The following is a 12,921-nucleotide window of genomic DNA, read 5'->3' on the forward strand; positions in this document are numbered from 1 at the left end:
ATTTGCTACTTCTGATGATTTCGCACCCGGTTAAGCCGGGGTAGTGTTGGCGCACTTCCCGGTTTTTTTTCCAAAAACTTGTTTGCATAGATGATACCCCCCCATTTGATCTTTGGACCGGCGACATCATATTAACGGATACTTCTTTTAGGTTTTTTTTTGTACTTCTCTCTTCATGATTTTTTTTAAGTGAATAATTGGTTGATTATATTGACGGCCGACTTCTCACAGACCGTTTTTTTTAATTTGTAACAATCACGTTTTTTCCTTCAACGCGTAGTTTAATTCCTTCAAATTGTAATATTTCCAATAAGCCCGAAATGTCTACATTACGTGAAACCTTCCCAATAAGCTTCGTGTCAGGAATTTTCCCCTCATACTTAACATTAATATCATACCAGCGCGAAGCCTTAATCATAATTTCTTCAATTCCCGCCCTCCTGAAGTCGAATAATCCGTTTTTCCAGGCAATCTCCTGATCAACATCTATTTTGGTTACAGTGAGATGACCCCTTTTATCCGAAATTGCCTGGTCACCGGGCATCAATAAAGCAGTTACACCATTGCTTCTTACTCTTACTGAGCCTTCAAGTAAAGTTGTCTTGTCAATTTGATCATCGTCATAAGCCGAAATATTAAAATGTGTACCCAGTACCTGTACTTCGGTTTTGGTTGTTTTTACAATAAAAGGCATAGTCGCATTGTGGCTCACTTCAAAATAACCTTGTCCGGTCAACTCTACTTTACGTTCATTTCCTTTAAAGGTTAAGGGATATTTTAGCGAAGAGACCGCATCCAGCCAAACATGAGAGCCATCAGGCAGTATTACCTGGAATTGTTCACTTTTTTTTGTGGTTAAGGTGTTATATTGTAGCGACCGCTCATCGCTGCCGCCATCTGCCGCAACGGTGTAAATAATTTCGCCCTGCTTCGTCTTACTTATTTTAACTCCAGCTTCACTGGCCAGCTGACCATGGAGATCGTCCGTCAGAACTATTTTCTTTCCGTTTGCAAGCGTTAATGTGGCTTTGTTGACACCTGGTTTAATAATATGGGCATAAGTATTCTCTTTTTGCCGGCTATGGTGGTTACGCACAAAAAACCACCCCGTACCCAAAGCAACAAATACCAAAGCAGCCACCCCCGATAACCATCGGTAAGGAATTAGGCGCTTGTTGCCCTTGTTTTTTTGTCCGGCATCTTCCTGATGGCTTATCCTGGATTTAATGGCGCTAAAAACCGTTTGCCGCGCTTCTTCATTTACATCGGCAAAAGCACTTTCTTTAAATGCGTTTTTAAGTAAATCATCTAACAGTGCCTCATAGCGTTCGTCCTGGATGGCTTCCTGTAACTCCAAAAGTTCGTCAGACAGAATACTATCGTTCAGATATTGTTCAAATAAGGTTTTAAATCTTTCTTCGTTCATCTTATTGGCATATGAAGTACCCCTTGCGGCATGCATTAATCAGGGCATTCTGATACTAAAGACGGAAAAGAGCGGAAGGGTAAGACAAGAAATTTATTTTTTATTTTTGTATGCCGTACAAAATCATTCCGGCGGCCAAAATTATGGCATTATTGTCTGTATGTAAGGCCATAAATTTGCGGATATCCTGCAAAGCCCGCACTACATAAGTTTTGGAAGATACTACCGAGATATTCAGTTGTTTGGCAATTTGCTCGTGGGTAAGGCCATCAACGCGGCTCAGCACAAATACATCTTTTACTTTTCCGGGTAACTGATCAATGGCCGATTTAAGGATATTTTCCAATTCGCTGTATTCCAGTTTCTCTTGCGGGTTAATGGTGCTATCTTCAAAATAATCAATCAGGGCCTCTATATTTTCGGTATCGAAAACTTTTTTCCGCAGGAAATCAAGAATAACATTACGCGACAAAATGTACACGTAGGCATCTTCTTCCTTTACTTCGGTTAGCTTGTGTTTATTTTCCCAAAGCTTAATAAAAATATCCTGCGCCAAATCCTGTGCCTTTTCGGGCGATTTAGTCAACCTTAACCCTGTGCCATAAACTTGTGGCCAATGGTAATTAAAAAACAAAGCAAAAGCTTGCTCATCACCCAGCGCTACCCGGTCGCGTATGTGCTGTGGATCATATAATGGCTTAGCTTGCAAAATGTTGGTTGTTTAATATAACTGGTATTTAAATTTACGCATTAACACACAAATGTGTAAATTATTTCAGGAATACAACACTTTGGCTAAATTATTATGGGTTGCTTTACTTTATGTGGTTTCTGCCGGTCCGGTTTTTATATTGTTCGTTATTAATAATCTGCTTTATAACTTTAAAAATCCCTCATCGGCTCCAATACGCAAGAATGGGATTTATAAACCCAAATCGGCAACCAAGCGCAAATCGGCCAGGAAATAGTTTGAGATTTGTACAATATCAAGCAATTTTTCAACCAATCTTGTATGCCTTATCCCAGCTACAGATCGTTTTACTATATAAAGCCTGATTTGCCAGGTGTACGCTGATCGCGGTTCGGGCGCCGGTAAATACATTACTGTCGGGAAGTTCCTTATGCCGGATCTTTTGATAAAAATCGTTGAACGCGTACCAAGTACCATCTTTGGTTGGCTCGGGCAAAATGGGCGTCCCTCCTTCCTTGTTCCATACAATGCGGGTAGCTCCTGTTACGCCGTCAATTGTTCCTTTATCGCTCAACAACTTTTTCTCCGGGTAAAACATCCCCTGATCGGTCAGCAGGGAAACCGTGCCCAGGGTACCTTTGATCTTAAAAAGATACCCGTCATGCGCATTACCGCACATCGCGCCGAAATTTCCAATCAGGCCCTGGTCCGGGTAACGTAACATCAGCTGAACGTTATCATAAGTTTCACGGCCGTCTTTAAAAACATCTATCCCACCCGTTGCAAAAAACTCCTGCGGATGGGTATCAAAAACCCAGTTAATAAAATCTATCTGGTGCGAAAGCAATTCGGCCGCCAGCCCGCCCGAATATTCTTTGTACATCCGCCAGTTGATTGCCCGTTCCAGGGCCGGATTAGGAACCGGGCGGCGCCAGTTGCCGTTGCGGTCCCAACGGCAATCCACCTGCGTTACCTTCCCAAGATAACCTTTATTAATCATCTCTTTAACCCGGTAATATAAGGGGGAATATCGGTATTGGTGGCCTACCTGCAATACCTGGTTATCCCGGCCCTTCACCAGGCCCACCAAATCAAGCGCCTGTTCAATGGTATAGGTCATCGTTTTTTCCAGGTATAAATGCCTGCCCGAACGGATTACATCCGCCCCTATCGGATAATGTAGATGCAACGGCACAGCTACAATAACCGCTTCCACTTCTTTATCATCCAATAGCTGGTGATAATCTGTATAAGTTTTTACGGCACCCGATTTGCTCAGCTTTTGTGCCGTGGCCAGCCTGAAATCAAGCACATCACAGATTGAGGTAACGCGGAACTTATCAGGCATCCCATTAAGGATGTTCATAATCCCGGTGCCGCGATCGCCACAACCGATCACCCCTATCTTCACCGGATCGTCTCCCATCTGCAAGGCGCTCAGCTTATTGTCAAGAAATAGTCCACCAGTGAGTATGCCGGTATTTTTCAAGAAAGTTCTTCTCTCCATCTTTTCAGTTTGTTATTGATATTTGTTAAAAAAAGTGGTAGCCGTATCAGCAATAAGGCCATCAGGCCTCCGGTACACAATATAAGCCCCCATATCCTTCCGTTTCGATAAAAAACTCAGGGTCCGTTTCAGCCCCATCGCCATAAAACCATTATCATAACCGTCCGCAGTTATGGCATCTTTAGCATACACAGTAACGCTAATCATCTCGTTTTGCACAGGGTAACCTGTAAGCGGGTTCATCAGGTGCGAAATCTGTTTGCCGCCGGCCGCGTGATGTTTCCGGTAATTGCCGGAGGTAGTGATGGCGCCATCTCCGGGTTCGATCACTTTACGCATGGGGGCCGGGTCAAGGTCGTCACCGCTAATACCTTCGATGCCTACTTTAAATGGTTCGTTATCGGCTTTGTGGCCTTTTACGCGCAGTTCGCCCCCCAACTCAACAAGGTAGTTGTGAATGTGGTGGTGCTCCAACAGCAATGCCAGCAAATCAACCGAATAGCCCTGAGCGATACCGTTAAGGTCCAATTGTACACTGGGATTAGTCTTATGCAAAAAATTACCCTTCAAAGCTATCTTACCGGCTCCTACATTGCGTAGCAAGCTTTCTACTTCTTCCTTATCAGGTTCATGTGTGGCTTTTACCACACCAAATCCCCAGGCGTCAACCAGGGGCTTTACAGTTGGATCTACCAGCCCTCCCGTAGCGCGGCTGATCTGCAGGGCATGATTGATGAGCATCCTGAAAGTTTCATCAATCCGGATACCTTTTCCCGAACGGTTAAACCGGCAAATGAGCGAATTGGGTTGATAAAGGGAAACAGAACGGTCGAACCATTGCAACAGGCTGTCGGTTTGGTTTAGGCTTACCAAACTGTCGGTTGCGTAATACACGATACTATAGGTAGTGCCCTGTGCATAACCCTTCAGTTCGAAACGGCGTAATGGCACCTGCCGCCCGAAAGCGCAGAACAACAACACCAAAAAAACCGCGCCGGGCAATAAATTCTTTTTCATAGTCAGATAGTCAAATGTAAGAAATCAATGGATTTTTCACTTCCCCGCCTAAAATAAGCTTCAAAAAAGCGAACATCTATACCTTTAATCTCTACAATATATATTGGCGTCCCGCAAATATGCCATATCCAATAGCTTTTAACTATTAAAGATAGAATTAATCGATTGGGATTGTTAACCTCAATATCCTACTTTTATACTGCTGCATAATTGATAGGTGCAGACGTTCAATACATAAACTTATAACTATGGAAAGAGAATCAAATGACATTAGTAAATGTCCGTTTCACAACGGCAGTATGAAGCACAATGTTGGCGGTGGCGGCACCCGGAACCGCGACTGGTGGCCTAATCAGCTAAAACTGAATATCCTGCGTCAGCACTCTTCTTTATCAAACCCGATGGGCGAAGATTTTAATTATGCCGAGGCTTTTAAAAGCCTTGACCTTGCAGCAGTAAAAAAAGACCTTTATGCCCTCATGACCGACTCGCAAGACTGGTGGCCGGCAGATTTTGGTCATTACGGTGGTTTATTTATACGCATGGCATGGCACAGTGCCGGAACCTACCGTGTGGGCGACGGACGCGGAGGCGCCGGCGCAGGGCTGCAACGCTTTGCCCCGCTTAACAGCTGGCCGGATAATGTAAGCCTTGACAAAGCCCGCAGGCTGCTTTGGCCCATTAAACAAAAATATGGCCGCAAAATTTCATGGGCCGACCTGATGATACTTACCGGTAACGTGGCACTGGAATCAATGGGTTTTAAAACCTTTGGCTTTGCCGGCGGACGTGAAGATGTATGGGAGGCAGACGAATCTGTATATTGGGGTTCTGAAACCACCTGGCTGGGTGGCGATTTGCGTTATGCACATGGTTCGCCTGGTGTTGATGGGCACGGCGTATTGGTGTCTGAAGATGATGCTGATGGTGACGTTCATTCCCGTAACCTGGAAAAACCATTGGCAGCTGTACAAATGGGGCTCATTTATGTGAACCCCGAAGGACCAGACGGCAATCCTGATCCGGTGATGGCAGCCAAAGATATTCGTGATACTTTTGGACGTATGGCGATGGACGATGAGGAAACAGTTGCATTAATAGCCGGTGGCCATAGCTTTGGCAAAACCCATGGCGCTGCAACTCCCGATCATGTAGGCAAAGAACCCGAAGCTGCCGGCATCGAAACGCAGGGCTTTGGCTGGAGCAATAGTTATGGAGCCGGCAAGGGCGCGGATACAATTACCAGCGGATTGGAAGTAACCTGGACCAAAACACCAACCCAATGGAGTAATAATTTCTTTGAAAACCTGTTTGGCTTTGAATGGGAACTTACAAAAAGCCCCGGCGGCGCGCAACAATGGGTTGCTAAAACTGATGAGACCATTATTCCGGATGCCTATGACAGCGCAAAAAAACATAAGCCTGCAATGCTTACTACCGACCTCGCTTTAAGGTTCGACCCGGCTTATGAAAAAATATCAAGACGCTTTTTAGAAAACCCGGATGCATTTGCTGATGCTTTTGCCCGCGCATGGTTTAAATTAACGCACCGCGACATGGGCCCTATCGCCCGCTACCTGGGGCCAGAGGTGCCGCAGGAACAATTGCTTTGGCAGGACCCTATCCCTGCAGTTAACCATGCACTGATAGCCGAAAGTGATATCGCCGCCTTGAAAGCTAAAATATTGGAATCGGGGTTAAGCGTATCTGAACTGGTTTCTACGGCATGGGCCTCGGCGTCAACTTTCCGCGGCTCCGATAAACGCGGCGGCGCCAATGGTGCCCGCATTCGCCTTGCCCCGCAAAAATACTGGCAGGCGAATAATCCGATACAATTGCAAAACGTATTGAACATACTTGAAAGTATTCAAAAAGAGTTTAATGCGGCACAGGCCGATGGTAAAAAAGTTTCGCTGGCCGATTTGATCGTACTGGCCGGCAATGCAGCTGTTGAAAAAGCGGCTCAAGATGCAGGACATGTCATCACCGTTCCTTTTACCCCCGGCCGTATGGATGCCTCGCAGGAGCAAACTGATGTAGAATCATTCGGTTACCTGGAACCTGCTGCCGATGGGTTCCGCAACTATCGCACATCAAAAGTACCAGTATCTACCGAAGAATTATTAATAGATAAAGCGCAATTACTTACCCTAACAGCACCCGAGTTAACAGTGCTTGTTGGCGGGTTGCGGGTATTGAACACCAATTTTGATGGCTCCAAACATGGTGTTTTCACTTCGCGTCCTGGTGTACTCAGCAACGATTTCTTTGTAAACCTACTTGATATGGGCACGGCCTGGAAAGCTGCCTCTACTGACAGGGAAGTTTATGTAGGTAGTAATCGCGTCACCGGAGAAGTAAAATGGACAGCAACCCGAGCAGACCTTGTCTTTGGTTCAAACTCAGAATTGAGGGCTGTGGCCGAAGTGTATGGAAGCTCCGACGCCACGGACAGGTTTGTAAACGATTTTGTAGCCGCATGGGCCAAAGTGATGAACCTGGACAGATTTGATTTAAGTGTTTAGGTAATTACCGGCCACTGGGGGTTCATTCTCCTTGATGTGTTACGAAAGATTAAGTAAATGGCCCCAATTTTATCGTGTTATAACAACAAAGGCACCGGATCATGGTGCCTTTGTTGTTGATTTATATTGAGAAAACTCAACCCCACTTTGCAACATGGGGACAATGCCAACTTGAATGAATAAAAAAAGAGGCTGATCATATTGATCCAGCCTCTTTCTAAAGTTTAATCAAGTAGTTAATAACCAGGATTTTGCACCAGCTTATTGTTTGTTTGTATAGCTACCGTAGGTATCGGAAAGATGCGCCTGTAGGTATCTGTATTTGTTTTTCCTAAGCCATAGGTATTTTCAAACTTGCCGAACCGTATCATATCATTGCGGTGCCATGTTTCCCATGTAAACTCCCGGCAACGTTCGCTGTACATGTCATCAAGAGTAAGACTTGTTAAAGCAGCCGATGTAGTACGGTTAGCTCTTAACGTGTTAACCAACGATAATGCAGTAGCACCCAAAGTTGGTGTGCCACCACGCAAAATTGCCTCGGCTTTCATCAGGATAATATCTGAGTAACGGAAAACCGGCACATCATTATTCTGGTTTCTGCTGATGGTGTTGGTATAGTCAGGATAAAATTTAATGTTCCGGTACCCTGTGTTCCATGCTATTTCGTCTTTACCCAGGTCAAAAGAACCTGAACCCAAACGTGATGAGTTAGGAGTAAGCGGCGTAAGGTTTAATTGATAAACATAGCTGCCTGCCGGAGTTGAACCAGAGTAAAACTGATCATATCCTACATTGGTTGTGCTCACCATAATAGGGTTACCATCTGTCCAGTATTGCAAACCTGTAAGCCATTGCTTATTGCGGATGTCATTAGCGTCGTTAAAATTGGCGTAAAATTCGCTTGTAGTCATTCGCGGGCCACTCGGCTTATTATTTACTAAACCACTGCCTGTACTTTGGTTCATCACAGGATCAGTAATACCTCCCGGCGTAGAGCCCGAATAAAGGTACCTGATGCCGAGGTTGCGGTTCAAGTCATAACGGCCATAAAACATATAGCCATTGGATGTGGAAGCATCATATGGAATAGCGAAAATAAACTCCTTGGTACTTGGCCCATTGGTTGGATAAAACATCTGGAGATAAGTTGCCATCGGTTCTATACTATACAGCCCCGAATTGATAACCTGGTCACAAGCTGCTATACAATCGTTGTAGCGTTGAGTACCTGTGTAAACTTCTGCGTTCAAATACATTTTTGCCAGTATGGAGTAAGCAAGAAACGTTGTTGGTTTTCCATATGTAGCTGTTCCGGTGGTCGACTTCAAATAAGGGATAGAAGCCTTAAGCTCGCTTTCTACGTAGGTAAATACCTGGGAACGGGTAGCGTTTGTTTTAACTGCGGTCGATCCATACAGCGTATCGAGCGGAACATTGCCATACAGGTCCATCATCATGTAATAGGCCAACGCACGCATGGTTTTCAATTCGGCAATACTGGTATTTTTAGTACTACCTGCGGGTGCTGATTTAAATACCGAAATGGTTTGGTTAGCGATACCAATCATATTGGTAAGATATGCCCATGTTGAGTTCACCCACGCATTATCCTTAGTCCATGTATGGCGGTGCAGTTCGAGGTATTTATTACCGTCTATCCAATCCGAGCCGAAAGTAGCCAGAACCGCTTCGTCAGTCGAACAGCTTTGTGTAAACCAGTACGATACAGCGAAATCACTCCTCAATGCAATATAAACAGGGCCCGATGCTGAACTAAATTGTGCTTCGGTATGTGGATATGCATCAGGCGTAAGTTCCGAAGAAGCCGGAACATCCAATTTATGGCATGCCGAGAATAACATCACCCCGATTGAGAGGCTAAGTATTCCAAAAAATATTTTTTTCATGTCCTTTAATTCTATTATTGAAATGATACGTTAACACCAAATAACAGCGTGCGCGTTTTAGGGTAGAAATTATTATAATCTATACCCGGCGCGATGCCTCCCTGATTGATCTCAGGATCGATACCTTTATACCCGGTAATTGTGGCCAGGTTATTTCCTGAAACATACACACGTATGTTGTTTACATATTTTACCACATTTTTGAAGTTATAACCAAGTGTAGCATTATCTAAACGAACATATGAACCACTTTCAATGTACCGGTCTGAATAATAGGAGTTTTTGGTATCGGATATTTTATCGCCTCCTGCGCTAACCAAAATATTATTGGTAGTAGCACCCGCGGTATAAGATAGATCGGCACGGGTAGCATTGAAAATTTTGTTACCCAAGGTACCTCTTAAAAAGATATTTAGATCAAAATTCTGATACCTGAAAGTATTGTTCCATCCTAATATTACTTTAGGCTGCGGGCTTCCTAAATAAAAATAATCTGTTCCTATTGAAGGCGAAGTAGTTGTTGTGCCATCTTTTTTATAAAACAGCGAGGCACCGTTAGCATCTTTACCGGCATATTTCAGTGAAAAGAACTCTCCTACCGGATATCCTACTTTAAGAATTTGCAATGTAGCGTTGGTTTGTCCCGGGCCTTCGGGGTCAGAATAACGGATTGAATCGCCATTTGCGTAAGGGTTTTTCAAACTCGTTATCTTATTTTTATTAAAGGTTACGGTTGCACTGCTCGACCAGCTGAATTTTTGCGTTGAAATCGGTGTGGCATTCAAACTAACCTCGATACCCTTGTTATTGATACTGCCTCCATTTGCCCATATCTGGCCGCCTGGTACAAGCGAAGATGATACTGCATATTTGTACAGCATGTTGGTAGTATTTTTATCATACACCTCAACTGAGCCTGAAACTTTATTATGAAGAATGGAAAAATCGAGACCAATGTTTTTCGTAGCAGTACGCTCCCACTTCAAATCAGGATTAGTGCCCTGTGCAGGGGCATACGCCGCAGCCTGTACCCCATTATTGTAGTAAGTGCCACTGATTCCGTAATACAGCTGTGATGTGTAAGCGCCAATACCAAATGAATTACCGGTTATACCATAGCTTGCGCGTAGCTTCAAATCGTCAAACAATGCTTGGTTTTTCATAAAATCTTCTTGTGTTATACGCCATGCCAAACCAACTGAAGGAAAATAACCCCAACGGTTATTAACGCCGAATGTAGAACTGCCATCCCTCCTGATAGACGCCTGCAAAAGATACTTTTCTTTATAATTGTAGTTAACCCTGAAGAAATCGGAGATCATTAATGTTTTGGCGTATGTAAGATCATTCCCCAGGTTTATCCGGTAAGAAGAAATGGCATATGGATTGCCTAAAGTAAGGTTTAAATAGCCTATATTATCAATAGGGAAGTTGGTGCTTGTAGCCTGGAAACCGTCGCCAACAATATTCTGCTGGTATGAGTAACCTAAAACGGCGTTAACAGAATGAAAACCAAATGTTTTATTCCATGATAAAAAGGTTTCCAACGTTTTAGAGGTATTTTCATAAACATTTCTCAAAGCCGACCCGTTTGTTCCGAATATTGACCCTATCAATGTATGCGCGATACCAATACCCGGGTCTGGATTGTTATAAAAGTTCGACGTTGGATATTTGCTGAAGTAACTGCCGTAAAACTCGCCGTGGTTAGCCGTTGTCCTTTGATATGATAGGTTTACATTGTACGTCAAATCAAAAGGTAATTTAACTTCGGTAACAAAACCACCCATCAATACGTGATACTTTGTATTGTCCTGGGCATTATTAACCATTGCAAGCGGGTTAAAATACCCTGTTGTGTTTAAGTTTTCGAAATAAGTACCATCTGCATTAGTAACCGGCGATATAGGCATATGCTTTGCCGCTTGTAATAAAACGATATTTTGCAGCGGCTCGTTATTTGAGTTGCTTTCAGAGTTAGATATGTTGAGGCTAAATTTAACCTTATCACCCAAAGCATACTGATCGACATTTAAACGGCCTATTAAGCGCTCAAGTGAGCTTGCGGTAAGTATACCCTGTTTTTTAAAATAATTCAAGCTTGCGCTGTAAGTATTATGTTCGCCTCCACCACTGAGCGACAGATTGTGGTTTTGTGAGAAAGCGGTAGAGCGTTCAATAGCTTTCATCCAATCGGTATTGGCACCTTTGTCATCATTGGGCGAAAAAGCGTTATTATTGGCAGCAACATATGCCCTTAGCTGATCGGCGTTCATCAGGTCAAGATTATTACTAACCTTTTCGGTCCCTACATACCCACTATAAGTTACCTGCGACTGGCCTTTTTTACCGCGGCGTGTAGTAACCATAATTACGCCGTTGGCAGCCCTGTTACCATAAATTGCCGTTGCGGCAGCATCTTTCAACACATCAACAGTAACAATATCATTAGGCGCGATGCCGGCAATATCACCGCCAGGTATTCCGTCTATCACGTAGTAAGGTGCACCGGGGCTATTAATTGTAGAGGCTCCACGCAATACCACCGCCGCAGGCTTATTTGGGTCGCCGCTGGCGCTGATATTCAAGCCAGCTACTTTTCCCTGCAGCAATTGGCCCACATCGGCAATGGCTCCTCTATTAAGGTCTTCGGATTTAACAGTACTTACGGCGCTTGAAAGTGCCTTTCGTGTGCTGGTACCATAGCCTACTACAACTATCTCCTTTAAAGATGTGTTATCCTCAGCCAGTTGTACTTTATAGTGCTTTTCACCGGTGATAGTCACTTCCTGGGCTTTATAGCCAATTGATGTAATTAACAGTACATCTCCGGCATTTGCGGCGATACTGAATGTTCCGTTAGTTGTTGTTGCTACGGCTTTTTGGGTCCCTTTTACCTTAACGGTAGCCCCCGGGATATTAAGCCCTTTGCTATCAGTTACCAGGCCCGTAACATTGGTGCCTTGTTGAGCAAAAGTGTTGTGCAAATTTAAAGTCAATGACAATAAAAGCAACAACAAAGCCTTGCACGTGCCTTTGCTGCGTTTTAGGTTAAATCTCATGATTTTTGTAAATTTTTGTTCATATAAATTGGTTTGTTGGTTTAAAACATTGGTGTTTGCGGCAAAAAAAAGGTGGCGACGGGTCAATACCATCCACTTCCATCTTGAGGATAAGCTTCATAATTAAATAGTTATTAGTAAAACAAAAAGGTTATTTATAGTTAATTGGTTATGGTGGTAATTTGATATTACCATCATAAAAGTGAATATTTTATTTGTTAGATTTTTTATTTACGATAAGAATATTTACGTAAACGATTACGTACTATTGTGTTTTGTACAATTATTACACCTATTTAACTTTCTCAGGCTCTATTGATAAATTACCTGTTTTTATTGCCATTTAGTTTTATAAAGCCTAATTCATCATCTAATTACATGGAGCATTCGGTCGATTACGATATTCAACAAAAAGTGTATATTATACATTTATAATTTTGTTTTACGCTTTTCATTACTATATTTATAATCTAATATTATGTTTCGCCTTCTTATTATTCTATACTTTAATTGGCACCCCAACGCCCGAATAATCCGATAACCCCTCGCTCTATTTTTTTTTAAATCCTTGATTTTATGCAGTTAAGAGAAATAGCAATCTCAGATTATTGACAAACCGATCTAAATCTGTATCTTTGCAACACAAACCTGATACCTTCGTATCGGGTTTCGTTATAAATGAGAGCCTATACTAACGCGAAAGTAGCTCAGTTGGTAGAGCACGACCTTGCCAAGGTCGGGGTCGCGAGTTCGAATCTCGTCTTTCGCTCAAAAGCCCTTCTG

Annotated in this window: 8 protein-coding genes and 1 tRNA gene; 3 read left to right on the forward strand and 6 right to left on the reverse strand. The window is 43.3% G+C overall.

The genetic code is table 11. The features are described from left to right. Positions 1-241: 241 nt before the first annotated feature. Together PQ469_RS16270 and PQ469_RS16275 are read right to left on the reverse strand one after the other, a co-directional pair. Positions 242-1,426 carry a FecR family protein gene (locus tag PQ469_RS16270; RefSeq protein ID WP_274208621.1) on the reverse strand — a complete coding sequence of 395 codons (1,185 nt, stop codon included), beginning with the start codon at positions 1,424-1,426 and terminating at the stop codon, positions 242-244. A gap of 100 nt (positions 1,427-1,526) precedes the next feature. Beyond that, the gene (locus tag PQ469_RS16275) at positions 1,527-2,135 is read right to left on the reverse strand and encodes an RNA polymerase sigma factor (RefSeq protein ID WP_274208622.1); all 609 of its coding nucleotides are present in this window, start codon (positions 2,133-2,135) and stop codon (positions 1,527-1,529) included. A gap of 52 nt (positions 2,136-2,187) precedes the next feature. Here PQ469_RS16275 and PQ469_RS16280 point away from each other — a divergent pair, with 52 nt between their 5' ends. Then, positions 2,188-2,394, forward strand: a complete 207-nt coding sequence (locus PQ469_RS16280; RefSeq protein ID WP_274208623.1) for a hypothetical protein — start codon at positions 2,188-2,190, stop codon at positions 2,392-2,394. A 30-nt stretch (positions 2,395-2,424) separates the two neighbouring features. Here the strand turns inward: PQ469_RS16280 and PQ469_RS16285 are convergent, their stop codons facing one another. Continuing rightward, the gene (locus PQ469_RS16285) at positions 2,425-3,624 is read right to left on the reverse strand and encodes a Gfo/Idh/MocA family protein (RefSeq protein WP_274208624.1); all 1,200 of its coding nucleotides are present in this window, start codon (positions 3,622-3,624) and stop codon (positions 2,425-2,427) included. Between the two features lie 12 nt (positions 3,625-3,636). Beyond that, on the reverse strand, positions 3,637-4,641 hold the full coding sequence (locus PQ469_RS16290; RefSeq protein WP_274208625.1) for an FAD:protein FMN transferase: 1,005 nt from the start codon (positions 4,639-4,641) through the stop codon (positions 3,637-3,639). Between the two features lie 248 nt (positions 4,642-4,889). On the opposite strand from PQ469_RS16290, the gene katG reads away from it, so the two are divergent. Continuing rightward, complete coding sequence (gene katG / locus PQ469_RS16295; protein ID WP_274208626.1) at positions 4,890-7,166, forward strand: catalase/peroxidase HPI; 2,277 nt, start codon at positions 4,890-4,892, stop codon at positions 7,164-7,166. 236 nt (positions 7,167-7,402) lie between these two features. Here the strand turns inward: katG and PQ469_RS16300 are convergent, their stop codons facing one another. Beyond that, positions 7,403-9,076, reverse strand: coding sequence for a RagB/SusD family nutrient uptake outer membrane protein (locus PQ469_RS16300; protein WP_090652906.1), 1,674 nt, complete (start codon positions 9,074-9,076; stop codon positions 7,403-7,405). Between the two features lie 14 nt (positions 9,077-9,090). Continuing rightward, positions 9,091-12,138, reverse strand: a complete 3,048-nt coding sequence (locus tag PQ469_RS16305) for a SusC/RagA family TonB-linked outer membrane protein (RefSeq protein WP_274208627.1) — start codon at positions 12,136-12,138, stop codon at positions 9,091-9,093. 696 nt (positions 12,139-12,834) lie between these two features. Between PQ469_RS16305 and PQ469_RS16310 the strand changes: the two genes are divergently transcribed. After that, positions 12,835-12,907: transfer RNA gene (locus PQ469_RS16310), tRNA-Gly, on the forward strand. Positions 12,908-12,921 lie beyond the last annotated feature (14 nt).

This window comes from Mucilaginibacter sp. KACC 22773 (assembly GCF_028736215.1).
In the GTDB taxonomy this organism is placed as follows: Bacteria; Bacteroidota; Bacteroidia; order Sphingobacteriales; family Sphingobacteriaceae; genus Mucilaginibacter.